This is a genomic window from Agromyces ramosus (genome assembly GCF_004216665.1).
Taxonomy (GTDB): Bacteria; Actinomycetota; Actinomycetes; order Actinomycetales; family Microbacteriaceae; genus Agromyces; species Agromyces ramosus.
This window is the reverse complement of record NZ_SGWY01000002.1, coordinates 1,081,112-1,105,811: the sequence shown is the minus strand read 5'-3', so window position 1 is coordinate 1,105,811 and position 24,700 is coordinate 1,081,112. Positions and strand designations below refer to the sequence as shown.

Below are 24,700 nucleotides of genomic sequence, written 5' to 3'. Positions count from 1 at the left end.
CAGAGGAGACACCATGACCGACCAGCGCGACGAGTACGACGACGAGGCGATCGTCGAGGACGACCTCGCCGAGCGTCTCGCCGACGTCGACGAGGACCTCGCCGAGCGGCGCGCCGCCGCCCTGCGGTCGGGCCTGTCCGAGTACGAGCTCGACGAGGACGACCTCGAGGTGCTCGAGATCTCCGAGGAGGGCGAGGAGGGCATCCGCTATCTCCCGGCCCTTCCCGTGATCGCGATCGTCGGCCGCCCCAACGTCGGCAAGTCGGCGCTGGTCAACCGCATCCTCGGCCGCCGCGAGGCCGTCGTCGAGGACACCCCCGGCGTCACGCGCGACCGCGTGTCGTACAAGGGCGAGTACCTCGACCGCCGCTTCACGCTCGTCGACACGGGCGGGTGGGAGCCCGACGCGAAGGGCATCGACGCGTCGGTCGCCGCGCAGGCGGAGGTCGCGATCGATCTCTCCGACGTCGTGCTCTTCATCGTCGACGCGACCGTCGGCGCCACGTCGACCGACGAGCACGTCGTGCGCCTGCTCCGCAAGACGAACAAGCCCGTCTTCCTCGTGGCGAACAAGGTCGACGACGCCCGGCAGGAACCCGAGGCGGCGGCACTCTGGAACCTCGGCCTCGGCGAGCCGTACCCCGTCTCGGCGCTGCACGGGCGCGGCGTGGCCGACATGCTCGAAGAGGTCTTCAAGGTGCTGCCGCAGGTTTCGGCGGTCGCGAAGGACGAGTTCGGCGGACCCCGACGCGTCGCGATCCTCGGTCGCCCGAACGTCGGCAAGTCGAGCCTGCTCAACAAGGCCGCCGGCGAGGAGCGCGTCGTCGTCCACGACCTCGCAGGCACCACACGCGACCCCGTCGACGAGCAGATCGAGCTCGGAGGCAGGATCTGGCGGTTCGTCGACACGGCCGGCATCCGTCGTCGCGTGCACCTGCAGCAGGGCGCCGACTTCTACGCGTCGCTGCGCACCCAGGCCGCCCTCGAGAAGGCCGAGGTCGCCGTGGTCCTGCTCGACGTCTCGCAGCCGATCTCCGAGCAGGACGTGCGCATCATCGACCTCGTGCTCGAGTCGGGCCGGGCGCTCGTGCTCGCCTACAACAAGTGGGACCTGCTCGACGACGACCGGCGCCGCTACCTCGAGCGTGAGATCGAGCAGGACCTGCACCACGTGGCCTGGGCGCCGCGCGTGAACATCTCCGCACGCACCGGCCGTCACCTCGAGAAGCTCGTGCCCGCCCTCGAGACGGCCCTCGAGTCGTGGGACACGCGAATCCCCACCGGCAAGTTCAACGCCTTCCTCACCGAGCTCACGCAGGAGCACCCGCACCCCGTGCGCGGCGGCAAGCAGCCCCGCATCCTGTTCGGCACGCAGGCCGCGAGCCGCCCGCCCACATTCGTGCTCTTCACCACCGGGTTCCTCGACCCCGGCTACCGCCGGTTCATCCAGCGGCGCCTGCGCGAGATCTACGGCTTCGAGGGCTCGCCTATCGTCATCAACATGCGCGTGCGCGAACGGCGCCAGCGCTAGCACGGCGGATGACGCGACGCGGTCGGTTCGCCGACGTCCGGTTCAGAATGGTCTCACGCGGCCACGCCCTCCTCCTGAGGACGACCGGGTGGCGGGTGGGCGCGGGAATCGTCGGCATGCCGGTCGTGATGCTCGCGACGACCGGTCGACGCAGCGGACGCCGGCGCACGGTCGTGCTCTCGGCGCCGGTGGTCGACGGTGACCGAGTCGTGCTCGTGGCATCCAAGGGCGGCGACGACCGCGACCCGGAGTGGTACCGCAACCTCGTCGCGCACCCATCGGTGGAGCTCACGATGGGCGGCGTAACGCGGCGGATGACCGCCAGGACGGCCGACGCGGGGGAGCGCGCCACGCTCTGGCCCCGGGTCGTCGGCGCCTTCGACGGATACGCCGCGTACCAGCGGCGCACGACGCGGGAGATCCCGCTCGTGATCTGCGAGCCCGAGGACTGACGTCCGCCGGCACCGCACCATCTCGGCCTAGCATGACGCTATGACCGCGGACACGACTGGCCTCGATGCGGGCGATGCCGTCGTGCGCGCACTGCGTGCGATCAGCGAGCGCCTCGACGAACTCGAGCCCGCAGCGCTCCGCGACGAGCCCGACGCCGTGCACCAGATGCGCACGCACGTACGACGGCTCCGCAGCGTGCTGGCCGCCTTCGCGCCCCTGTTCGACAGCGCGGTGGCCGAAGCGCTCCGTCGCCGGTACGGGGAGTTCGGCCGCGAGCTCGGCACGGTGCGGGACCTCGAGGTGCGGATCGGGATGGCCGAGCGCGCCGTGGAGGAGCTGTCCGAACAGGGCAGGGAGGAGATCGCCGACGTCGACGCCATCCGCGTGCGGCTCATCGACGACGAGGTCGAGTCGCACCGGCTCGCCCATGCGCGCTTCGTGCAGCTGCAGCGCCTGCCGCGCGCTGCAGCGCGTCGTAGGGACCTGGCCGAGTTCCTCGCCGATGCGCCGCGCACGCCCGGCGCGGACGAGCCCGCCGGCTCCACGCTCGGCGACCTCCTGGATCGGGAGGCACGGCGCACGACGCGACGCGCCTCCCGGGTCGACGAGTCCGCCGGCGCCGAGCGCCTGCATGCGGTGCGCAAGGCGGGACGGCGCCTGCGGTACGCCGCGGAGGCCCTCACGGAGGAGCCGGTCGTGCTGTTCGGAAAGCGTGCGCGCACGCTCGCCCGCGCGGGTGAGGAACTGCACGACGTGCTCGGCGACCATCGCGACGAGGTGCTGTTCGCCGAGCACGTACGGCGGGTCGCGGCCCACGCCGCGCACGCCGGCGCACCGGTCGACGCGCTGGAGCGCATCGCCATCGACGCCGATCGTCGCGCGGCCGAGCGGCTCTCGCAGCTCGACGCGGTGGTGCGCGAGTTGCGACGCGCGAATCGGAAGTGGGTGGCCTCGCGCTGAGCAGGGCGAGAGGATCAGCCGCGCAGCCGACGTTGCATGATCGCGCGGTCGGCCTTCGGGCGCGCCACCTCGCTGAACCCGGCATTCTCGAACATCGTGACCGTGCCGGGGAAGAGATCGGCGGCGGGCGCTCCGGAGCGGGCGGACGGGTCGACGGCGTATCCCTCGAGCAGGCGGGCACCGCGGGCGCGCGCGTACTCGACCGCGGCCTCGGCCAGTGCCCGCCCGACCCCACGCCTTCGGTACGCCCGCGGGACGACGAAGCAGGTGACCGCCCAGATCGACGGGTCGTCGAAGTCGGGGTCGGGCGTGCCGCCGGCGATCGTGCGGCTGTGCGGCAGACGCTCGAGATTGGGACGGGGTTCGACCGCGCACCACCCGACCGGGGTGTCGCGGTCGTAGGCGAGCAGCCCCGGCCCGGCGCCTCCGGCTCGCACCTGGGCCTCGAGGAGGTCGCGCAGGGCCTCGTCGCCGACGTTGCGGAAGTCGCTGCCCGGGATCTTGTACCACTGGCACCAGCAGTGCGCCGGATCGCCCTTCGTGCCGAACACCGCGACGACGTCGTCGAACGGCGCGTCGTGCGCGGGGATGATGCGCAGCTCGCCGGTCAGGGCGTCGGTCACCGGGCTCGGCATGTCCTTCACGTTAGCGCGGGCGTCCGACATCCGCTCGCCGCCGGGGCGCGCGCAGCAACCCCGAATCGTGAAGTGAGGTAACGATGTAGTATCATCATGATATGGCTGCCGAGATCACCGTGCTCGACCGGCTCCTCGAGATCGGGGAGCTGTTCCAGAAGGACATGGCGCGCGCCTTCGAGGGCACGCCGCTCACCCCGGCACGTACGCGCCTGCTCTGGGAGCTGCAGCACGGCGGTCCGTCCACTCAGCACGCGCTGGCAGAGCGCCTCGAGGTGAGTCCGCGCAACATCACCGGGCTCGTCGACGCGCTCGAGGCGGGCGGCTACGTCACCCGCTCGCCGCACCCGAGCGACCGCCGGGCCACGATCGTGGCGCTCGCGGCATCCGCTCGTGACATGATGCGCGAGATGCAGCGCGAGCACGCCGAGCTGACCGAGGAGCTGTTGGGGGTCGTCGAGCCGGCCGACCGTGCGGCCCTCGAGCGCGGCGTCGACGCGATCGCGGCACGGCTGCGCGAACTGGTCGCCGCCGAGGAGGCGCGTCGTGCCGAACATACGGAGGTCGGCGCATGAGCGTCGAGGCACCGGCCCGCCCCGCGGCATCCGCCTGGCGTCGCGCCCTGGGGCTCGCGAAGCGGGCCCTGCTCGTCGAGCTCGCCGTGTACGCGAACATCGGGCGCTTCATCGCGCGTCGGCCGGCGATCCCACGGGGCGCCGCGGGCTTCGGCTACCACAAGCCCGTATTCACCGTGCTCATGATCTTCATCGTGCTCTCCGCGGTGGAGATCCCGATCGTCGATCTCATCGTGCATCGCTGGCCCGCGGTGCGCATCGCGTTCCTCATCCTGGGCATCTGGGGCGTCACCTGGATGTTCGGCCTGCTGTGCGCGTACCTCATGCGGCCGCACACCGTCGGCCCCGACGGCATCCGGGTGCGTCAGGGCTTCGAGACCGACGTCGCCCTCGGCTGGGACGACATCGCCTCGGTGGCCCGTGTGAAGCGGGTCGACGAGCCGAAGTCGCCCCGATTCGAGGAGACGGATGCCTCGCGCACGCTCGTCTACCGCATGCAGGACGAGACCGACATCGAGATCGAGCTCGAACGCCCCACCGTGGTGCGGCTGCCCGGCAATGGCCCCCGCGGCGGGGAGCAGACCATCACCGGGCTCCGCATCTGGGTCGACGATCCGCAGGGGTTCATGGACGAGGTGCGCAAGCACCTCTGAGGGCGGCCGCGGGACGTCGGGTGTCAGACGCGGTTCGCCGCCGTTTCCCTCGCGGTCTCGGAACCGCCCTCGAGCTCGGCTTCGTCCCTGGCGCGCTGCGGCTCGGCAGCGTCGGCGTCGGCGTCCGTCGCCTCGCCGTCAGCGTCGGCCCGGTCGCGCTCGGCGAGCACGTCGCCCTCGTCGAGGCGGTCGTCCAGGTCGTCGAAGTCCTCGGATGCGACGGGCTCGTGCGTCGCGGCATCCGCCACCGTGTTCGCGGCGAGGATCGCGGCAGATCGCGCGCGGGCGTGCGTCGCGAGGGCGAGCAGAAGGCCGACGACACCCGCGGCGAGCAGGAGTCCGCCCATCGTGGTGGTGGACTGGGCGGACAGCAGTTCGAGGGGGTCGGTACCGCCGGCGGTGTAGAACTCCGCCTGGGCGGCGTTGCCGCGCTGCACCAGCCAGTAGCCGACCGCGGCGACGCCGACGGCGGCGATCCACAGCACGAGCAGGGGCAGGTTGAGGGCGAGGCGTCGGGGCGTGGTCGGCAAGGGGTCCTCCATGGGGGTCGGTGTTCGCGGGGTGCGCGAGATGGCACCGGCAGGTTCGACCGTATCCGGTCCCGACGAGGCTACGAGCCGAACCTATGCATCGGGTATGGGGGAGCGGTGCGTCGCCCGTGGGTCGCGGAAGCGGGTTGGCGAGGAGCTTGGCGTGCCGTGGGCGTGCACGAGCACTCCTGCGGATGCCGCTATGATGGTCAAGTTGTCCTCGACGACAACGGGCTGTGGCGCAGCTTGGTAGCGCACTTGACTGGGGGTCAAGGGGTCGCAGGTTCAAATCCTGTCAGCCCGACCAGAAAGTCCCGGAAACTCAAGGGTTTCCGGGACTTTTGAGGTTTTCCATCGACGACTCGGCCTATGACCTCCTCGATGTCACGGTCGGCGTAGCCATAGACGGCACTGGCACCGCGCGTTCAGCGGGCATTCGATGCGAGGATGACCCACCACGCGGGAAACGCGATCATCGCGAGCGCGACCGGTATCCCGCCGGCGACGATGAGCACGTTTCGCATTGTCGAGCCTGCAGGGACCAGGAAGGCGCCTCCAACGACCGCCCCGCCCACCACGAACGCGAGCAGGATGCTGATGCTGAGCGGGAGTACCCAGCTCGGCACTGCCGACGCGCCGACCGCTGCTGCCGCTGCGGGCCACAGCCAGATGAATCCGACGAGCGTCATCGGCGTCGCCACAAGGAACTGCACGTTGAGCCCGACTCTGCCGGCCAGCATGAGCGCCGTCACGAAGGCACCGGCCGCAATGAGAAGGCAAAGGATTCCGGTGAGGATCCAGAGCAGCGCTCCACCGCGCACGCGCTCAACGAGCAGCACTGACGCGATGATCCAGGGTGCCGCGCCGAGTACGTAGAGCCAGTCGTTCACGGGCCCGAGCCACGCCCACCGCTGCTGTTCCGCTCCAAACGGCGTCGCGAGCGTGAAGAACAAGAGCAGAGCAAGCAATCCTGCGGCACTCACGAACCCTTGGAGTCCAGCCCAGATACGCAGCTGTTCGGTCATCGCCGCTCCTTCCCACTCACTCCGTGAGTGGGTCGGCGGTCGCGAGACTGTCCAGCAGTCCGCGCTCGATGATTCCGACTGAGTCGTATGCGGCCAGGGCGGTCTTCACCGCCGCCACCCGGACTCTCATGTCGGAATCGCTCAGCACCCGCTGGGTTCCGCGCGCGATGGCCCGTGCTGAGGGGTGCTCGGAGCGGAGATCCACCGCAAGGCCGCGGTAGGCGAGTCGGACATTGATGTCGCCCTTGCCCTCGCGTGTGCCCGCGACAAGGAGCGGAACTCCGTGGCTGAGCGCAAGAAGCACTCCGCCGAGCCCGCCGTTGGTGACGTAGAGCTCAGTGTGTGGGAAGAGCAGATCGAAGTCGACGAAGTCCTCGATCAGCAGATTGTCATGCTGATATCGGGCACGCAGCTCGTCGGTGCCGACCCCGCCGGTCACGACGACGAGAAGCCGGTCACCGCCCATGAATGCCTCGATTGCCGGGATCATGAGCTTCTGTGGGTCGTGATTATCGACTGTTCCCTGAGAGACCACGACCACGCGTCCGGAACGCTCGATGACACGCGGGTGCAGCGGTGCGGCGGCGGCCGTGCGGTGTGGGAGCAGCGCGCCGACCCACTCGGCGTTCGGAGGGACGTACGCGTCGGGAAAGTCGAGTTCGGGGAGCCCGACGTTGAACACGCGCCGCGCGACATCCGGTTGCTGTGTGCAGTCGAAGTAGTCCTCGACCGCCAAAGCGGGCAGCCCCTCCTCCGCGAGGTATCCGTTGAAGGTCTCGACCCCCTTCCGACTGCCTGACACGAGCATCGCGCGGGCCGCGCGGTTCACCATGCGACCGAGGAAGGTCCTCGGCGGACGCAGTCCGAAGAACGGCGTGACCGCATTCCTTCCCCGAAGACTCGGCGCTGCGATCGACCCCATCACGAACACCGGCACATCCAGGCGCTTCGCCACGAGATAGCCGGCATAGAACGCGCCGTCGATCAGCAGCGCGTCGAACGGGAATCGCTCGCGTGCGTTCCGGATGTCACGGAACTGCGCGTGAGCCGGACGTGCGAAGAACACGTCCGCGTCGAACTCAATCGCCTTCGCGCCCCTGAGCTTCGGACGTTCCGGGAAGAGTGCGTTCACGTTGTCGCCTGTGATCTCGGTCGCCTCCTCATACGGGATGACCTCGAGCCCGAGTCGCTTCACCCGCGCGGCGTACGCAGGGCCCGCGTACCACCTGACGTCATGGCCGAGTTCGGCGAGGCGCACGGCGGGGCCGGTGAGCGGATTGAAGTGACCCGCTGCAGGAACGGTGGCGATGAGAATCCGCATGTCGGCCCCCTGAACAGATGAAGTTTGCTGGAAGAGGCCCCTTGCGTAGTTCACTACCTGTCCGAGGCATCCGCTCTAACGCTCACGTTTGCTGCGTATCGTGGCTGCCGGAACGCGGCAGGCCCGAACTGCGGATACGGCGCGCTGCACTTCCTGATGGAGGCCAACCCCGGGTCAGGTCCGCAGAGAAATACGCGCCGCCTCGCGCCATCGACGGATGCGCGCATCTCGATTGGGCGTCTTCGTCCCCATCACCTACCCATCACATTCATCCGGGAGCGACCGAACCAACCGGTTGGAATCGGAGTCTGCGAACGGCCTGGTTCCCCGTCATCTCAAGGGAACCCGCGAGTTCCCGGGACAACCGGTGAAGACCCGAAAGCGGCCGAATCCTCCAAGGGGTCGCTGGTTCGAATCCAGTCAGCCCGACCAACGACAAGAGTCCCGGTAGATGTGGAAATCTGCCGGGGCTTTTCGCTCGGCTCTCGCCTACCACCCCGCCCGCACACCGTCGTCGTGAGCGTCTTCGACGGGTTGCGGTTGTTGAGTGTTGTCACCGGTCGAGGCGTCCTTGCTGCCAGAACTGTGCCGAGTGCATTGTGAGCGATTTCTGCTTTCGCTTGACGCCAGGGTGGCTGACCGGTGGCCGATGGCGGCCAGACGTCGGCCATGTCGTCACTCCGTCCGGTCCCCTTCGGGCGCATGGCGACGCCCGGTCGTCTTGCGCCCGAAGGGCTCGGGCTCGGCGTATCAGTGAACGACGACCCGGACCCGGTCGAGGTTCTGCGCCCGTGTGAACGGGTCATTCGTGTTGGACTACTCCCGCTGGACGGTGACGCGCACGACCGCGAACCAAGTGCCCGACTCGGTGAACGTGTGCGTCGCTTTCAGGTTCTTCACCATTGGGTTCTTCGTCGCCCTTGCGGTCGGGTACGTGCCAGTCCCGTCGAAGTCCCATTCCACCTTCGCGATCCTGCCCGTGCCTGGTGGAACCCCTCGCGTCCACCGAGAACTCGATCTCATCGCCGACGCCGGCCTCGCTCCGCTCCGGGATCCCGCGACCGACAGCTCCACCAATGGCTGGATTCCCCTGTGGTGCGGGTGCACGCCGTGGTGTGGGCGTGTCATGGCCCGCAGGCCCGGCGTTTTCTACTTGCCTTCTGCGGCCTTGGACACGTGCGCCCACTCGGCCCACTCGGCCAGGCGCTGCTGGTATACCTGCGGTGCCATCTGAGTCGGCCCCTCCCCGAAGAAGACACGCTTCGGAGCGACCTCGGCGTCCACGACCTTGAGGATCGCGGACTTGAAGCCGACCGGCTCCGGGAGTACGACCTGCGCCCGCTGCGCGGCCATGTTCTCGTGCAGAGCCGCGTACGCGGGATGCGCCTCGGCGACGATGGCGGATGCACCGGACCAGTCGGTGGCGAAGCCGCCGGGTTCGACCAGGGTGACCTTGATGCCGAAGCCGGCGACTTCTTGAGCGAGTGCGTCCGTCATCCCTTCCAGTGCCCACTTCGACGCATGGTAGGCACTGAGGGTCGGGAACGCGACGATGCCGCCCATGGTCGAGATCTGGATGATGTGGCCCGCGCGCTGCTCGCGGAGGATCGGGAGGACCGCCTGGGTGACATGGAAAACGCCGAATAGGTTCGTCTCGAGCTGGTCCCGCAGCTGCTGTTCGGTGATCTCCTCGACCGTTCCGAAGAGCCCGTAGCCCGCGTTGTTGATGACGACGTCGATCCGCCCGAACGTCTCGTGCGCGGACGTCACCGCGGCGAACACCTGGTCGCGGTTGGTGACGTCGAGCTTGACCGGGAGGACGGCGTCGCCGTACTGCTCGACCAGGTCATTCAGAGTGTCCGTGTTGCGGGCGGTCGCTGCGACCTTATCGCCACGCTCGAGGGCGGCGAGGGCGAACTCGCGGCCAAAGCCTTTCGACGCCCCGGTGATGAACCAAACTTCGCTCATGATGTAAATACCTCCTGTTGGTATGGACGGCCACCCGCAAGTGGAGGGCTATCCGGATTGTGTTGAGTTCGTTGTGGAGGTGGGCGGCGGTAGCGGCCCGCAGCTCCACGGTCAGCGGCCTTGCACTGATGTCACCGGAAACGGACTCTCGAGGGGCCTGAATCTCGTGCGGGAAGCTCGCCCCGGTGATCTGGCGGGCCGCATCAGCCCGCCACCGATCCAGTGATCCATCTGCTCGACCGGGTCGTTCACTGTGCGGCCGGCAGAGTGGATGGTCACGGTTACTTGATCAGCTGCTTGTCTTGCTCAGCTGCTTGTCGCTGGTGCGCTGGGCGGTTCGGGTGCTGGTGAGGATGCTGCGCAGCTTGGCGGCCTGCTGGTCGATGGCCTGCGGGCCGTTGCCGGTGAGCAGCCGTACTGACGGCTCGTAGGCCAGGAGCGGGGCGGAGATGTTGGGGGAGGTCGCGAGGGTGAAGCCGGCTTCCTTGATGGCCACGTCGACGAAGTAGGGCAGTCGGGTGGTCTTGCCGGGGACGCGGGGGTAGAGGAACCGCAGCGCGAACCGCTCGCCGATCGTGGGGACGGTCGAGATGGGGGCGGCGAGGAACGGGTTGTCGCTGACGAGGTAGGGGCGGCCCTGTGCGTCGACGCGCTGCCGGGTGGAGGTCACCGCGATGGGCGCGTGGCAGATCAGCGAGATGGTGACGTCGTTCTCCCGGGCCACGTGGAGGGTTTCGCCGAGCCACGGGTCGTCGCGGAAGTCGACCATGGGGGCGTGACCGCCGGGGGCGTGGATGAAGTCGAAGTCGGCGAAGGTGAACGGGTCGGCTGGGTCGCGGTGGCGCAGGACGAGTTCCTGCAGCGAGTGGAAGGTGCCCTCGGGCAGCTTGTTGAGGCGGCGGATCAGTTCGGGGCGGTACTCGGCGAGCTCCGGCTCGCTGTTGGGCAGTAGTTCGGAGACCGGGATCCGGCCGATGTGCCGCTCCAGCAGCCGGACTTCCTGCTCGCGGCGGGCGACCAGCTCGGGGTGGCGCTGCCGGAAGCTGCTCACGTCGAACGAGCGGCGGCGCTGCTGCATGCGCATGGGGAGGGTCTTGGCGCCGGTCTTCTCGATGGACTGCACGGACAGGGCCATGCCATTGATGTCGAGTTGCGGGGCGTTGCCGTCGGGGGTGGCGAAGGTGAACTCGTAGTCGTTCTCGAACTCCTTGAATACCTGGGCCATCTCGACCAGGAAGAACCCGGTCGAGATCGACGTGACCTCGACCGGCGCGGCCAGCGGCAGCTGGCGGCCGGACGAGATGAGGATCAGTGCGCGGCGCTTGGTGGTGGGCATGACGTTGCTCCTTCTGGATTCTGTCGGCCGGGGTGAGGGCAGGCCGCCCATGTCACTTATCGGCTCGACAGCTACTATACGCCATAAATGACACTCGGTGTCAAGTGTGCGTCCGCGTGGTATTGTTGTCGTCATGCAGAGCCATCCACTTCCAGTCCGGGAACGCACCCGCCGGGCCGTCCGCGGGGAGCTGGCGCAGCTCGCCGTGGACCTGTTCGTCGAAAAGGGTTACGACGAGACCACCATCGACGACCTGGCGGCAGCGGCCGGCATGTCCAAGCGCACGTTCTTCCGCTACTTCGCGTCGAAGGAAGAGCTCGTCATGGGCAAGTACGAGGTCCTCGGGGAGCAGCTCGCCGAGGACCTGGCCGCCCGCCCGGCCGACGAACCCATCTGGGTGTCGCTGCGGCAGGTGTTCGGCCGGGTCGCCGAATACTTTGAGAGCGAAGCCCGGGGAGCCACAACGGTCGCCATGGAGAAGATCGTGCGGGACCATCCGACGCTCAACGCCAGCTACCTCGACCGGGTGTCGCGGATGCAGGAGCTTGTGCTCGACGAGGCGCGCACCCGCACCGGCCGGTCAGATCCGGCCGACCCGCGCACCGCGGCGATCGTCGGTGCGGCCTTCTCCTGCCTCCTCGCGGCCTGGACCACCTGGCTCACCACCAACCAGGCACAGCCGTTCGGCGAGCTGCTCGACCAGGCAATGGATGCCATCCAACCCACCTGACCCGCGTGGCTGGCACCAGGGCGGACATCGACACCGCCACCTGGCCGCCCGCCCGGACCGGGCGCTGACTCACCTGGCGCACCACCAGCACCGGCCGCTCCTGACCGTCCCGCGGAACGTGGTCGACTGGAAGGAGATCCGCGCACCATGGGCGGCTGAATCATCCCACCGGCCCTCACGGAGGCCCTGCCGCTCAGAGGCGTGCGACTCCTCGGGCTTGCCGGCCTGGTCGCGGCAGCGCCGCCGTCGGCGCAGTGTGGCCCGCTGGCTCCTGGAATCTCGCGTCGGGGTCCGGAGGTGCACGCCCCGAACCGCGGTCAGACTCCGGTCTCGGCCGAGAGGCGTCCGGATGCGACGGCTCGGCGCAGCAGCTCGAAGTCGGCCTCGGCGACATCGGCGTACGCGGCCGACCATGCCGCCGTCGCCTCGGCGAATTCCTCGGATCGGCCGAGGTAGCCCACGATCGCAGCCGAGGCGGGGGACTGCCCGTGCGCCCGAGCCAGGAGTGCGGCGCACAGCGCACCGTACGAGCGGAACTGTTCGGTGTCGAGCGTGTCCGGCTCGATCGACCCCTTCATGTCGCGGAACTGCCGCCAGTAGTAGTCCACCCGGTAACGGTCCGCGGAGTCACCGGCCCAGCCGCGCATCCATCCGACGAAAAGGTCGGAGTTCGCCTGCAGGATCCGCTGGGCGGCGACGACGCGGTGACCCTCGATGAAGTCAGTCACGCCGGGGCGACCGGGGATGATCGACCGCCGGCCCCCGTACGTCGTCAGGACGGACGGCGGAGCCTCCTTGGCCTGGAGGAACAGCATGTCGCCGGTGGGGCCCTCGACTGCGAGCAGGTAGCAGCGGGTGCCGACGCTGCCGACACCGACGACCCGCAGGGCGAAGTCGACCACGCGGTACTGCTCCAGCAGGAACGCGATGTCCTCGCGCAGGGTCGCGCGGTATTGGGTGAAGAGGTCGGTGACCTCGCCCAACGTCGCGTGGTCGACGTGGCGCAGGATGGGAGGTTGATCGACGATGCGGATGCCGCCGTCGACCGAAATCGTCGTCAGGCGCTGCAGGAGCCGCTCGGACGTGCGTGCGCGAGCCTTCTTCGCCGCTTTGCGGACCGTCCGCTCGCCTTTCTCGCCGAGGTGACGTGCGACCGAGGACGTGTCGACCCGGGTGTAGTAGCGCTCTCGCGTGGAGAGGCGGCAATAGCTCCGCAACATCTCGCGGTACGCGTCAGCCGCGGCGAAGGCCGCGTCGCGGCATGCGTCCTCGCTCGAGCCGATGTCGCGCCCGCTGATGTACACGCTCGCGGTGAGCCGGCGCACGTCCCACTCCCACGGCGCGACGCCGCCCTCGTCGAAGTCGTTGAGGTCGAAGACGAGCGCGCGTTCGGGCGAGGCGAAGAAGCCGAAGTTCGAGATGTGGGCGTCGCCGCAGGAGACGACCTCGAGGTCGGTGGTGGGTGCACCGCGCAGGTCGGCCGCCATGACCGCCGCCGTGCCCCGGTAGAACGAGAACGGCGATTGCAGCATCCGACCCACCCGCACCGGCACGAGATCCTTCAGTCTCGACGCGTTCTGCTCCTCGAGGATGCCCATGGGATCCCGGTCGACGGGGAGGACCAGCTCGGCCAAGCCTCGCCGCGGCAGACGCTTGCGCACCCGGCGCCCGGCTTCATTCGCGGGTGACCGTCGCTCGCCGTTGCCCATGTGGGCAGGGTACCGCGTGACGGCGAGCGACCGGGGGCGCGTTCCGAACTGTTCGGGTTTCGACCACGCCCCACGCGGAGAAGACGATCGGCGACTGCTGGGTACATCCCATTCCCATCTTCTACCCATCAGATCGACCCGTGAGTGACCCAGGTGACCGGGTGAGCTCGGCGTCAGCGAACCGTCCGGTTCCCTGTAAACACGAGGGAGTCTGAGGGTTCCGGAGATTTTCGGGAGTGACCGGCAGACGCTCGGATCCTCCAAGGGGTCGCAGGTTCAAACCCTGTCAGCCCGACCGAAGTCCTGGGAACCAAAGGGTTTCCGGGACTTCCGAGGTCAAGAGTTTCGATCCCCCTGCCAGACCAGCTCGTCGTCCTGCTCCGTTCCGGACACTCGCCGTGTTGCCGAGCGAAAGCGGATCCCGACGATTCCGGGCTGCCCCGGAGGCTGGCAGACCGCCGATACGAGGAGTATTTGTGGGAGAGGTTCGAGACGTACACCGGGGTTGCCCAACCCCGGAGATGTCCCGGCACTGATATTGGACAAAGCGGCACACGATGTACAGCCCACGTAATAGATCCGCGCAATCGACAGACACCACGCCGGCAACTCGGGAAGGACCGGACGGGTTCAGCTTCGACGCGTTCCTGTCGTACAGCCACCACGACAGTGCACCGGCCCGGGGCGTACAGCGTGGTCTGGCGTCCATCGGTCGCCGGTTCGGGCAGTTGCGTGCGCTGCGGGTGTTCCGTGATTCCACCGACCTCACGGCAAGCCCCGATCTCTGGGAGAAGGTGGCCGCGGCGATGGATGCGTCCCGCCATATGGTCGTACTGCTCTCGCCGAAGGCGGCATCGTCGAGATGGGTGGACAAGGAGCTCTCCTATTGGCTGGACCGGAAGGGACCGGAGCGCCTGTTCCTGGTCATCGCTGACGGAACCTTGGAGTGGGACGAGTCGGAAGGATGCTTCGACCCCGCCCGCTCCTCCGCAGCGCCCGAGTTGTTGACCCATCCAGGTGTCCTTCCCGCCCAACCCTTCTACGTGGACATCAGCGGGGATGCGCCGTGGGATCCCAGGGCACCCGGATTCCGCGAGCGTGTCACCGATCTGGCCGCGCCCATGCAAGGCAAGGAGAAGTCCGAGCTCGCGGGTGAGGATCTCCGCCAGCAGCGCCGTGAGCGCAGGCTGCGCCGCGCCGCCGTCGCCGTCCTCGCCGTCCTCACCCTGCTGGCTGTCGTGGCAGGGGTCGCGGCGCTGCTGCAGGCCGCCGAGGCGCAAGCCCAGCGCGACGAGGCCCGGCGTCAACGCGACCAGGCGGTAGGGCAGGCCCTCGTTTCCGAGTCGCAGGTTGTCGTGGACGACAACCCGGCGCTAGCCCTTGCATTGGCTGCCGAAGCCCAGGGCGCGACGAGCACAGGCCCCTCGCGGGCGGTTGAAGCGGTCTGGGAAGCTCGGCGCGCAGCAATGACGAAGGCGGCGCATCAGATCGGTCGACCGCTGACCGGCCACGTCGACCGGGTCATGTCAGTTGCGTTCAGCCCGGACGGTGGCTTGCTCGCCTCGGCGGGTGACGACGGAGCTGTGCGGCTGTGGGATCCGAACACCGGAGATCCGATCGGAGAACCGCTTGCTGGCCATGTCGGCGTCGTGGAGTCCGTGGCGTTCAGCCCGGACGGCAAGCTGCTGGCTACAGCAGGTGAAGACGAAACGGTTCGGCTGTGGGATCCCGACAGAGGCGTTTCAATCGGAGAACCGCTCACGGGCCACAATGCAGATGTGGTGTCGGTTGCATTCAGTCCCGACGGGACCACGCTTGCGACTGGCGGAATCGACTCCGTGCGGCTCTGGGATCCGGGTACGGGCGAGTTCATCGGGCAGCCGCTCACGGATTACGACTACCGGGTGAAGCCGCTGGCCTTCAGCCAGAACGGAAGTCTGCTCGCTTCAGCAGGTCCTGACTGGGCCATGCGCCTATGGGATCCAGAAACGGGCGATCCAATGGGGGAACCGCTCACCGGCGAATACCTCTCAGCACTGTCCGCGGCGTTGAACCCGAGCGGGGATCTGCTCGCCATCGGCACCTATGAGGGGCCCGTGCAGCTCTGGGATTCAGCAACGGGCGAGCCGGTCGGCGAGCCGCTCACCGGCCATGACGACATGGTGTCGTCATTGGACTTCAGCCCCGACGGGAGTCTGCTCGCCTCCGCCAGCGAGGACGGGACCATACGGTTATGGGATGTTGGCACCGGTGATCCGATCGGCGAACCGCTTAGTGGACGCGGCGTCAGAGTCACGTCGGTCTCCTTCAGCCCTGACGGAGATCTGCTCGCGTCCGCGGGCTACGACGGGACCGTGCGGTTGTGGCACATCAGCACCAGCGATCCGATCGGCGAAGCCCTTCGAGTTCAAGACGAAGCTGTGACATCGGTCGCCATCGCACCGGACGGGAAGATGCTTGCCTCGGCCGGCGGCCGCGAAGGGATGGTGCAGCTTTGGAGTACGGACACCGGCGACCCCATCAGTCAAGTGCTCACCGGCCGAGAGTACTACCGAGCGTTGTCGGTGGCGTTCAGCCCGGACGGAACTCTCCTCGCGGCCGCCGGGGAGGACGGGGCTGTGCGGCTGTGGAGTACCGACACGAGCGACCTGATTGGTGAGCTGCTCACCGGCCGAGAGTTCTACCAGGCGTTGTCGGTGGCGTTCAGCCCGGACGGAAACCTGCTCGCATCCGCCGGCGACGACGGGGCCGTGCGACTGTGGAGCGTCAGCACCAGCGAACCAGTCGGACAACCGCTGACCGGCCACGACGACCGGGTGGAGTCGGTGGCGTTCAGCCCGGACGGGAACCTGCTCGCGTCCGGCGGAAGTGACGCAATCGTGCAGCTGTGGGATGTCGGCACTGGCGAGCCGGTCGGCGAACCGCTCATCGGTCACCTCGACCGAGTGACATCGGTGGCGTTCAGCCCGGACGGGAACCTGCTCGCTTCCGCGGGAACTGACGGGACCGTGCGGCTGTGGGATGTCGGCACTGGCGAGCCGGTCGGCGAGCCGCTCATAGGCCATCACGACTGGGTGAGATCCGTGGCCTTCAGTCCGGACGGCAATCTCGTGGTGTCCGCCGGCCATGACGGAACAGTGCGGCTGTGGCGTGCTGATACCGGTGAAGCGATCGGCGAACCGCTCACCGGCCACGACTACTGGGCAACGTCGGTTGCGTTCAGCCCGGACGGGATGATGCTCGGCTCAGGCAATATGGTCGCGGTTGACCCTCCATACGACTTCGACGGGAGCGTGCGGCTGTGGCCGACCTCTTGGCTGACTTCCGACGCCTGCGCACTCACGGAACCGTACGTGTCGTCTCTCGACCTCGAGCCGTTCCTTCCGTCTGACTGGACACCCATGTGCGACTACCGGAAGTGACGAGCACGGCAACAGCAGGAAACGCGATGGAGGCGTACCGCGCGAGGACGGTCCTCATTGGGTCGCGGCACCCACCGTGCGATCAGATCGCAGGCGCGCCATTCGTCGGTGGTGTGACTGGACACTCGCCCTCGAGCGCCCGTTCGATGATGGGCAGGTATCGTTCGACCTGCTCGCGGTCGCTGTCCTTCTCGGCCTCCGGCAGAGACGCGTAGAGGGAGTCCATCTGTCGGCTCCATCTCCGCACGAGCTCGGCCGGAATGACCAAGGACCCGTCGGCGGTCGGTACGCACTGGGCGAACAGGTATCGCTGCCAGGTGGACCAGCGCTCATGCTCGGCCGCAGCGAGTTCCTCGATGAGCCCCGGATCTCTGAGTCGCGCTCGCGGGACGTCTGCCGGCACGGTCATATGAGGTCCTCGTGCACGAGCTTCCAGTAGTGCTTTCCCAGCACCGTCAGTTCGCACGCCTTGCTCCCCATCGCGGCATGCCACATGTGAGGTGCGCCGACCGGCCGCACGAGATTGACGCTCACGTAATTCTGGAGGACCCGGAACGCCGCAGTGTGCTCGGGATCGGGCTCCGGGATCGTCGGATCTGCCGACTGCTCTGGGGATCGCTCTGGTTCGTATGACGGGTCGAGTTGATATCGGTGGTTCGCTGTGGGGAAGTACGTCGTGAGGGCACGCAGTTCTCGCAGGGCGATCGGTGGCTCGGCGCGACGAAGAGAGACGAACCGCTTCACGTTGGTCTTGAAGACGGGGCGCTGCGCCCACGGGCCGAGGGACTGATCGATATGCGCATAGACGCTTCCCGGCGTGATGTCGCCGACGAGATTTGCCGCCGCCCCGTCGAGCGCGTCCACGAGCAGTCGCGTGAACACCCCCCCGCCGCCACCCGACACTTCCATGGCGCCCTGCTTCGCCGTCGATGCCGTGAGGATGGTGAGACCGTCCGAGATCTCTGCGAGGTCCTGCGCAACTGGATTGTTGCCAACAGCTCCTCCGTGGCAACTGTCGAGGATGATGATCCTGTGCTTCGCCGGGGACTTGTTGGCCAGAGCCATCAGCTCCTGCAGCGAGAGCCCGTCGTCGCCGGTCTCTGCGTCGCTGGCGCACAGGAAGCCCCCCGTCGCGTCGATGTAACCATGCCCCGCGAAATAGACGAGCGCGATCTCCGCATCGTCGTCGAAGACGTCGCGCACGCCATCCCTCAACTGTCGCTTGGTCACGACCCGGGCGGGCGAATCCGCGAGCATGAGCTTCGGGGCCGGGAAGTTCAAGGATCCATCGGCGTTCCGCTCGAGGACGGCTCGGACCGACCGGGCGTCGTTGACACATCCGGTGAGTCCACCGATGCGCTCGTAGTAGTCGACGCCCACAATCAGCGCCTTGCGCGTGGTCATCGCGCGCCCCCCGACCTCGTAATGCGCTCGTCGGTCTCCGACTTGGCGATCACGATAGAGAGTGTAGCCGCGCAGGAGGACTGCGCCCAGAGTGCAGACCAAGCAGCGAGCCGGGTAAGCACCCCGTTGATCTGCCGAGCGCCAACACCTCCTGCCAGAAGACGCGAAGGGACGCCGGGCGCACGGGCATCAACATGGTCTTCCTTCAGAATGGTGCTAGTATTATTAGCACTATGGCGAGCGTCGAGGTCCGAAGGGCGGCCACGAGTTGAGGGCCGTGGGGATCGGTGCGGTGCTCGGGGTGGTCCTGCTGGTCGCGGGCTGCACCGGCACGACGACGCCTCCCGACGGCCCTGCGTCCTCAGCCCCAGCGACCGCGTTGGATCCGCTCCTGCCGGCCGCCACCTCCGCGGCCGACCTCGCCGTGGACCAGCAGCTGGCCGCGGCGCTGGATCAGGAGTTCGCCTCGGATGCCTACGCCGGCCTGGCCTCCGTCATCGTGCTCGCTGATGGCCGGACCGCATACGAGCGGTACTACGACTCGGTGGCGACCGATCACCACCACGTCTGGTCGGTGACCAAGAGCATCATCAGCACGCTGGTCGGCATCGCGATCGGCGAGGGGAAGATCCCCGGGGTCGACGCGACACTCGCCGAGCTGTTGCCCGACCATGCCGAGGACATGACGGCCGGCGTAGCCGGAATCTCCTTGGAACAGCTGCTGACGATGACCGCCGGCGTCGCGGGCGACCTGCCGACACCCGACGACGCCGTGGCCTCCATCGTGGGGGAGCAGGTGTCCGAGCCGGGCACCGCGTTCTCCTACGTCAACAACGGTGCCCACCTCATCTCGGCGATCCTGGTCGAAGCCACCGGCATGCCCGTGCTGGAGTACGCCCGCGCCTCGCTGTTCGACCCGCTGGGCATCCCCACCCGGCCAGCCGACCAGCCGACGTTCACCGACTGGGGCGACCTGACCGCCCCTTCGGGCTTCGAGTGGTACGTGGACCCCCAGGGAATCAACCTCGGGGGCCTCGGCCTCTCTCTACGCGCCCAGGACCTGGCCAAGATCGGCCTGCTCTACCTCAGCCGCGGCGCATGGCGGGGCGAGCAGGTCGTGCCCGCGGACTGGGTGAAGACGGCCACGACCGAGCACGTCCCGCTCGAGATGGGCGTCGAAGGCTTCGCTCCAGCCGGTGAGGTCGGCTACGGCTACCTGTGGTGGACCAGCCGTGTCGACGGTGACGCGGCCTACTCGGCCAACGGCAGCTTCGGCCAGAGGATCATCGTGGTCCCCGACCGCGACCTCGTCGTCGTGACGCAAGCGAACTTCACCTCTGCGACGAACGATTGGGCACCCGGCGACACCGCCGTCAATGACGCGTTCATCTCCCTCATCGCCCCTGCCTTCAGCTGACGGAGCACGCTCGGCCGGGCTCCGGATCCCGGACCGGCCACGTTGCCATCACATCCAGCCAACCTGCACGGCGTACGGCGACGAGCCGCGGGCCGACGAGTTGACTGACCTCGGACATCCGCCCCACGTTCGGTCATCGACGGGCGGAGGGAAGGGGAACCGCCATGGCGTTCGCACCGACCGTGCTCAGGAGCTGGACCGGCTGGATCCGTCGAGCAGACCGGGAGCCCTACCGCGAGTACCTGGAACGCACCGGCCTGCGAGCCTATCGAGACACTCCGGGCAATGTCGGCGCGGTGCTCCTGTACCGCGACGTCGAGGATGACCGCACGGAGGTTCGAACCCTGTCGCTGTGGCGTTCGCGCGCGGACATCGTCGCATTCGCGGGTGAGGACATCGACTCTGCGGTGTTCTACCCGGAAGACGACCGCTACCTGATCGACCGACAGACGACCGTCGAGCATTTCGACGTGGCGTGGTCGGACCTGGGCGCCGAATAGGCCCCCGCCCCGGTCCGCCTCGCCGACCACGCCACTCCGATGGGTCCTCCGGGCCCAGGGTGCTTTCACCCGATCTCCATGATGCGAGGCGGCCGCGCACGGAGTCACATGGGGGGGGGGGGGGGGACGGCATCGTTGCCGCCCGAATCGCATCCACCACCTGGGGGAAGGACCCTTCATGTCCGACGCACTGAACGACGACACTCCCGTGCTCGACCTTCTCGCACGAATGACCGCGGATTCGCTGCAGGCATCCGGCCTCGACGCCGAGACCCTGATCCTCGTGCGGATCGCCGCGCTCGTCGCGGTCGACGCTCCGCCGGTGTCGTACGCGCTCAACCTCGAGGTCGGTGCGGAGGCGGGCATCGACGCCGACGCCATTCGCGACGTCCTCACGGCGATCGCGCCGATCGTCGGCACCGCGCGGATCGCGGCGGCGACCGGCAACATCGTGAAGGCGCTCGCCGCCGAGATCGAGCTCGAGGACCTCGAGATCGCGCTGCTCGAGGAGGACGACGACGAGTGAGCGGGTGGCGACCGACGCCGGCACGATCCGTCGCGCCATCCATCGCGGGCTCCGCAATCATGCGGTCTGGGTGATGCGGGTGCCGGAGGGCGCCCACAGTCTGAAGTCTGCTCGTACTCCAAGGGGGAGGAACTGTCATGCGACCTGATCGCGATGCACGTGCGATGCTGCCGATTCCGGATCGGCCGGCACCTGGCCTGACCACTTATGACGCGAAGGATCCGGACACGGCGTTCGCGCCGATCGAGCCCTTGCTGCCGCCTGAGGGGGCGCCGAACGTGCTCATCGTGCTGATCGATGATGCGGGCTTCGGCGCAGCGAGCGTGTTCGGGGGACCGTGCCGGACGCCGAACGCCGAGAAGCTCGCGGCGGGTGGGCTCACGTACAACCGGTTCCACACCACCGCGCTGTGCGCGCCGACGCGGGCGGCGATGCTCAGCGGACGCAACCACCACTCCGTGGGCATGGGCAGCATCACCGAGACGGCGACGTCGGCGCCGGGGAACAGTTCGTTGCGGCCGAATACGAAGGCGCCGCTGGCGATGACGCTGAAGCTGAACGGGTACTCCACGGCGCAGTTCGGAAAGTGCCACGAGGTGCCGGTGTGGCAGTCGTCGCCGATGGGTCCGTTCGACGCATGGCCGTCGGTCGGTGGCGGCTTCGAGACGTTCTACGGCTTCATCGGCGGCGAGAACAACCAGTGGGACCCCTCGCTGTACGACGGCACGACTCCGGTGGAGCCGCCGGCGAGCCCGGAGGAGGGGTATCACCTGACGGAGGACCTCGCCGATCATGCGGTGACGTGGATTCGCACGCAGAAGGCCTTGATGCCCGACAAGCCGTTCTTCGTGTACTTCGCTCCGGGTGCGACGCACGCCCCGCACCATGTCCCGAAGGAGTGGGCTGACAAGTACGCGGGCGAGTTCGCCGATGGCTGGGACGTGCAGCGTGAGCGCACGTTCGCGCGGCAGAAGGAACTCGGGGTGATCCCGGCCGACGCGGAGCTCACGCCGCGGCATGCGGAGATCCCGGCGTGGGACGACATGCCGGACGACCTGAAGCCGGTGCTGGAGCGTGAGATGGAGGTCTACGCGGGGTTCATGGAGCACACCGACCATCACGTCGGGCGGGTGATCGACGCGATCGAGGATCTCGGCATCCTCGACGACACGATCATCTACTACATCATCGGCGACAACGGAGCCTCGGCGGAGGGCACCGTCAACGGCGCATTCAACGAGATGGCGAACTTCAACGGCATGGCCGCGCTCGAGACGCCGGAGTTCATGCGGGCGAAGATGGACGAGTTCGGCTCACCGAGCTCCTACAACCACTACGCGGTGGGCTGGGCATGGGCGATGGACACGCCGTTCCAGTGGACCAAGCAGGTCGCGTCGCACTGGGGGGGCACCCGCAACGGAACCGTCGTGCACTGGCCCGCGGGCTTCAGCGAGCGGGGCGGGCTGCGCACCCAGTTCACGCATTGCATCGACGTCGCCCCGACCATCCTCGAGGCGGCGGGCCTGCCCGAGCCGACGATGGTGAACGGCGTGCTGCAGTCGCCGATCGAGGGCACGAGCATGCTCTACACCTTCGAGGACGCCGACGCCGACGAGCGGCACGACCTCCAGTACTTCGAGATGTTCGCGAACCGCGGCGTGTACTACAAGGGTTGGAGCGCAGTCACCAAGCACCGCACGCCGTGGGTCATGGTCGGCGGCGACCTCCCCGCGTTCGACGACGACGTCTGGGAACTCTACGACGGCAGCACCGACTACAGCCAGGCCCGGAACCTCGCGGCCGAGCAGCCCGACAAGCTGCACGAGCTCCAACGACTCTGGCTGATCGAAGCGGTCAAGTACAACGTGCTGCCACTCGACGACCGCGGCGCCGAGCGCCTGAATCCCGATATCGCCGGACGACCCAGTCTCATACGCGGGAAGTCCCAGCTGTTCTTCCCGGGCATGGGGCGGCTGTCGGAGAACAGCGTGGTCAACATCAAGAACAAGTCGTTCTCCGTCACCGCAGAAGTGGTCGTGCCCGAAGGAGGCGCGGAGGGGGTCATCATCGCCCAGGGCGGCCGGTTCGGCGGGTGGACGCTGTACGCGAAGGACGGCAGGGCCAGGTTCGTCTACAACGTGCTCGGCATCCAGGAGTTCCCGACCGGTGCCGAGTCGCCGATCCCGGCCGGCACCCACCAGGTGCGCATGGAGTTCGCGTACGACGGCGGCGGCCTGGCCAAGGGCGGGGCGGTCACGCTCTACTACGACGGGGACCAGGTCGGTGCCGGCCGCGTCGGTGCGACCCAGGCCATGGTCTTCTCAGCCGACGAGACGACGGACATCGGCTACGAGTCGGGCACCCCGGTCGCCTCGGACTACACCACGAAGGCGAGCCGGTTCACCGGCAGGATCAACTGGGTCCAGATCGACCTGGGCGACGACGACCACGATCACTTCATCGATCCCGACGAGCGCATGCGGATCGCCATGGCGCGCCAGTAGCGTCGACGGCCGGATGCCGCGGTGTCAGCGGATGCCGCGGCATCCGCTGTGCCAGGGCGGACGTACGGAACGGCGCTGCAACGCGGCCGAGACGCAACGGAAGGCCGGTCGCGCGTCCCCCGATGCGCGACCGGCCTCCCTCGCCGGATGTGCCTGCTAGCCGAGGAGCTTCGCCTTCGCGTCGGCGAACTCCTGGTCGCTCAGCACGCCCTGCGCCTTGAGATCGGCGAGCTGCTGCAGCTGGGCGATGACATCGCTGGATCCGGAAGCCGCGGCGGCCGGCGCGGCAGCCGGAGCAGCCGCCTGCTGTGCCGCGACGGCGTCCGCCGCCGCCTGCTGCATCGCCGCCTGCTGCTGCTGGGCCTCGTTCTGCTCTGCTTCGTACTGCTGGTTCGCCTTCGCCTGCTGCTTCCCGGCGACGGCGCCGCTCACGGCGGTCGCGGTGCCCGCGACCACGGCAGTCCTGGCGGCCATGCCGACCAGTCCCGGTCGGCCCATCCTTCTCATCATCGGCATCGGTCTGCCTCCCGTTCTCAGTCCTCGGCCAACGCGCCGGCGACGCGTGCCTCTTCCACAACGGCGTTGACCACCGGAGCGGGGATCCGCACGGAGTCGACGACGTAGCCGTCGGCCTCGAACAGCCGGGAGGCGAGGTGCTTCGCCCAGGTGAGCTCGACGACGAGCAGGAGCGCCGAGGTGCCGTACGGCAGTCGGCCGCTCAGCTCCTCGAGGTCCTCGTGCGATGCCAGTCCGCTCGCCGCGAGGTCGATCTCGCCGAGCTCGATGCCCGACTCATCGAGCTCGACCCAGTCGACGACCCCGTCGTCGGAGCGGGTGACGTAGACGAGGTCGAGCAGGCGCACGGTGCCGGCATCCGCGAGGTCGAGGATCGCCTCGAGCACGCCCGCCTTCGGCGTATCGCCTTCGAACGCCGCGAGCACGAGCTCGACGGGCCCGAATTCCAGGTCAGTCATGATCGATCACCTACGACGTCTGCAGCGCCTTGGCCTTCAGCGCGTCGAACTCGGCCTGGGAGATCGCACCGCTGTCGAGCAGCTGCTTGCCCTTCTCGATCTCGGCTGCCGTCGAGGACGACGATCCCGCCACGGTCCGGATGTAGTCCGCATTGGCTGCCTGGGCCTCGGCTGCCCGTGCGGCGTTCCGCTCCGCCATCCCGCGTCCGCGGGCGATCAGGTAGATGAACGCGGCGAGGAACGGGAGGAAGACGAGGAACAGCACCCACAGGGCCTTGCCCCAGCCATTCAGGGTGTTGTCCCTGAAGATGTCGATGAACACGGTGATGAAGATCCAGATGCACGCGATGATCACGTAGAACCAGAAGAGCCAGACGAGGAAGTCCCAGAAAGAATTCATGACCACGGCCTTTCATGTCGAGTGGCCGGTCTCTGCCGGCATCTGTCCCGACGCTATGCCGCGGCATCCGGCCTCGCATCACGCAGATGGCATGAAGCGGGGTGCGCATTCACGCCGCCGTGTGCTC

General features: G+C 68.1%; 23 protein-coding genes and 1 tRNA gene. 12 read left to right on the top strand and 12 right to left on the bottom strand.

Annotated elements, in window-relative coordinates; translation table 11 throughout:
- Positions 1–13 precede the first annotated feature (13 nt).
- From der to EV187_RS11810, 3 genes are read left to right on the top strand one after another with little or no spacing between them, the layout of a single operon-like run.
- Complete coding sequence (der, locus tag EV187_RS11820; RefSeq protein WP_130353204.1) at positions 14–1,531, top strand: ribosome biogenesis GTPase Der; 1,518 nt, start codon at positions 14–16, stop codon at positions 1,529–1,531.
- Positions 1,532–1,539: 8 nt separating this feature from the next.
- On the top strand, positions 1,540–1,983 hold the full coding sequence (locus tag EV187_RS11815) for a nitroreductase/quinone reductase family protein (protein WP_130353203.1): 444 nt from the start codon (positions 1,540–1,542) through the stop codon (positions 1,981–1,983).
- 40 nt (positions 1,984–2,023) lie between these two features.
- Positions 2,024–2,944 (top strand): CHAD domain-containing protein, encoded by a 921-nt coding sequence (locus tag EV187_RS11810; RefSeq protein ID WP_130353202.1) that lies wholly within the window; start codon positions 2,024–2,026, stop codon positions 2,942–2,944.
- A gap of 14 nt (positions 2,945–2,958) precedes the next feature.
- On the opposite strand, the gene EV187_RS11805 is transcribed toward EV187_RS11810, so the two are convergent.
- The gene (locus tag EV187_RS11805; protein WP_165391171.1) at positions 2,959–3,579 is read right to left on the bottom strand and encodes a GNAT family N-acetyltransferase; all 621 of its coding nucleotides are present in this window, start codon (positions 3,577–3,579) and stop codon (positions 2,959–2,961) included.
- A 101-nt stretch (positions 3,580–3,680) separates the two neighbouring features.
- On the opposite strand from EV187_RS11805, the gene EV187_RS11800 reads away from it, so the two are divergent.
- The gene (locus tag EV187_RS11800) at positions 3,681–4,154 is read left to right on the top strand and encodes a MarR family winged helix-turn-helix transcriptional regulator (protein ID WP_130353200.1); all 474 of its coding nucleotides are present in this window, start codon (positions 3,681–3,683) and stop codon (positions 4,152–4,154) included.
- Positions 4,151–4,807 carry a hypothetical protein gene (locus EV187_RS11795; protein WP_130353199.1) on the top strand — a complete coding sequence of 219 codons (657 nt, stop codon included), beginning with the start codon at positions 4,151–4,153 and terminating at the stop codon, positions 4,805–4,807. Before EV187_RS11800 ends, EV187_RS11795 begins: the two co-directional genes overlap by 4 nt.
- Positions 4,808–4,830: 23 nt before the next feature.
- On the opposite strand, the gene EV187_RS11790 is transcribed toward EV187_RS11795, so the two are convergent.
- Positions 4,831–5,337 carry a hypothetical protein gene (locus EV187_RS11790; protein WP_130353198.1) on the bottom strand — a complete coding sequence of 169 codons (507 nt, stop codon included), beginning with the start codon at positions 5,335–5,337 and terminating at the stop codon, positions 4,831–4,833.
- A 230-nt stretch (positions 5,338–5,567) separates the two neighbouring features.
- Between EV187_RS11790 and EV187_RS11785 the strand changes: the two genes are divergently transcribed.
- Positions 5,568–5,644: transfer RNA gene (locus tag EV187_RS11785), tRNA-Pro, on the top strand.
- 118 nt (positions 5,645–5,762) lie between these two features.
- On the opposite strand, the gene EV187_RS11780 is transcribed toward EV187_RS11785, so the two are convergent.
- From EV187_RS11780 to EV187_RS11765, 4 genes are all read right to left on the bottom strand, one after another.
- Positions 5,763–6,362: a hypothetical protein gene (locus EV187_RS11780; RefSeq protein WP_130353197.1), complete on the bottom strand. Its 600-nt coding sequence runs from the start codon at positions 6,360–6,362 to the stop codon at positions 5,763–5,765.
- Between the two features lie 16 nt (positions 6,363–6,378).
- Complete coding sequence (locus EV187_RS11775) at positions 6,379–7,683, bottom strand: glycosyltransferase (RefSeq protein ID WP_130353196.1); 1,305 nt, start codon at positions 7,681–7,683, stop codon at positions 6,379–6,381.
- Positions 7,684–8,832: 1,149 nt separating this feature from the next.
- Positions 8,833–9,651, bottom strand: coding sequence for an SDR family oxidoreductase (locus EV187_RS11770; protein ID WP_130353195.1), 819 nt, complete (start codon positions 9,649–9,651; stop codon positions 8,833–8,835).
- A gap of 289 nt (positions 9,652–9,940) precedes the next feature.
- Positions 9,941–10,987: a type 1 glutamine amidotransferase family protein gene (locus EV187_RS11765; RefSeq protein WP_130353194.1), complete on the bottom strand. Its 1,047-nt coding sequence runs from the start codon at positions 10,985–10,987 to the stop codon at positions 9,941–9,943.
- Between the two features lie 205 nt (positions 10,988–11,192).
- Here EV187_RS11765 and EV187_RS11760 point away from each other — a divergent pair, with 205 nt between their 5' ends.
- Positions 11,193–11,717: a TetR family transcriptional regulator gene (locus tag EV187_RS11760; protein ID WP_165391170.1), complete on the top strand. Its 525-nt coding sequence runs from the start codon at positions 11,193–11,195 to the stop codon at positions 11,715–11,717.
- 317 nt (positions 11,718–12,034) lie between these two features.
- On the opposite strand, the gene EV187_RS11750 is transcribed toward EV187_RS11760, so the two are convergent.
- The gene (locus tag EV187_RS11750) at positions 12,035–13,351 is read right to left on the bottom strand and encodes a DUF2252 domain-containing protein (RefSeq protein WP_207221811.1); all 1,317 of its coding nucleotides are present in this window, start codon (positions 13,349–13,351) and stop codon (positions 12,035–12,037) included.
- Positions 13,352–13,983: 632 nt separating this feature from the next.
- On the opposite strand from EV187_RS11750, the gene EV187_RS11745 reads away from it, so the two are divergent.
- On the top strand, positions 13,984–16,848 hold the full coding sequence (locus EV187_RS11745; RefSeq protein WP_130353191.1) for a WD40 domain-containing protein: 2,865 nt from the start codon (positions 13,984–13,986) through the stop codon (positions 16,846–16,848).
- An 82-nt stretch (positions 16,849–16,930) separates the two neighbouring features.
- Here EV187_RS11745 and EV187_RS18555 read toward each other — a convergent pair whose 3' ends face one another.
- Positions 16,931–17,074, bottom strand: coding sequence for a hypothetical protein (locus EV187_RS18555; RefSeq protein ID WP_207221810.1), 144 nt, complete (start codon positions 17,072–17,074; stop codon positions 16,931–16,933).
- A 179-nt stretch (positions 17,075–17,253) separates the two neighbouring features.
- Complete coding sequence (locus EV187_RS11735) at positions 17,254–18,252, bottom strand: caspase family protein (RefSeq protein ID WP_130353189.1); 999 nt, start codon at positions 18,250–18,252, stop codon at positions 17,254–17,256.
- Positions 18,253–18,529: 277 nt separating this feature from the next.
- Here EV187_RS11735 and EV187_RS11730 point away from each other — a divergent pair, with 277 nt between their 5' ends.
- The 4 genes from EV187_RS11730 to EV187_RS11715 all read left to right on the top strand — a co-directional run bounded on the left by EV187_RS11730 (position 18,530) and on the right by EV187_RS11715 (position 23,199).
- Entirely contained in the window at positions 18,530–19,669 is a 1,140-nt protein-coding gene (locus tag EV187_RS11730) for a serine hydrolase domain-containing protein (protein WP_165391169.1), read from the top strand.
- A 164-nt stretch (positions 19,670–19,833) separates the two neighbouring features.
- The gene (locus EV187_RS11725) at positions 19,834–20,169 is read left to right on the top strand and encodes a hypothetical protein (RefSeq protein ID WP_242609555.1); all 336 of its coding nucleotides are present in this window, start codon (positions 19,834–19,836) and stop codon (positions 20,167–20,169) included.
- 178 nt (positions 20,170–20,347) lie between these two features.
- Positions 20,348–20,695, top strand: a complete 348-nt coding sequence (locus EV187_RS11720) for a carboxymuconolactone decarboxylase family protein (RefSeq protein ID WP_130353187.1) — start codon at positions 20,348–20,350, stop codon at positions 20,693–20,695.
- A gap of 137 nt (positions 20,696–20,832) precedes the next feature.
- Positions 20,833–23,199 carry an arylsulfatase gene (locus EV187_RS11715; RefSeq protein WP_130353186.1) on the top strand — a complete coding sequence of 789 codons (2,367 nt, stop codon included), beginning with the start codon at positions 20,833–20,835 and terminating at the stop codon, positions 23,197–23,199.
- 156 nt (positions 23,200–23,355) lie between these two features.
- Here EV187_RS11715 and EV187_RS11710 read toward each other — a convergent pair whose 3' ends face one another.
- From EV187_RS11710 to EV187_RS11700, 3 genes are read right to left on the bottom strand one after another with little or no spacing between them, the layout of a single operon-like run.
- Positions 23,356–23,697 carry an SHOCT domain-containing protein gene (locus EV187_RS11710; RefSeq protein ID WP_207221809.1) on the bottom strand — a complete coding sequence of 114 codons (342 nt, stop codon included), beginning with the start codon at positions 23,695–23,697 and terminating at the stop codon, positions 23,356–23,358.
- Positions 23,698–23,732: 35 nt separating this feature from the next.
- A complete protein-coding gene (locus EV187_RS11705; RefSeq protein WP_130353184.1) occupies positions 23,733–24,173 on the bottom strand; it encodes a DUF6325 family protein in 441 nt (146 codons plus the stop codon).
- Between the two features lie 10 nt (positions 24,174–24,183).
- The gene (locus EV187_RS11700; protein ID WP_130353183.1) at positions 24,184–24,573 is read right to left on the bottom strand and encodes an SHOCT domain-containing protein; all 390 of its coding nucleotides are present in this window, start codon (positions 24,571–24,573) and stop codon (positions 24,184–24,186) included.
- Positions 24,574–24,700: the final 127 nt, after the last annotated feature.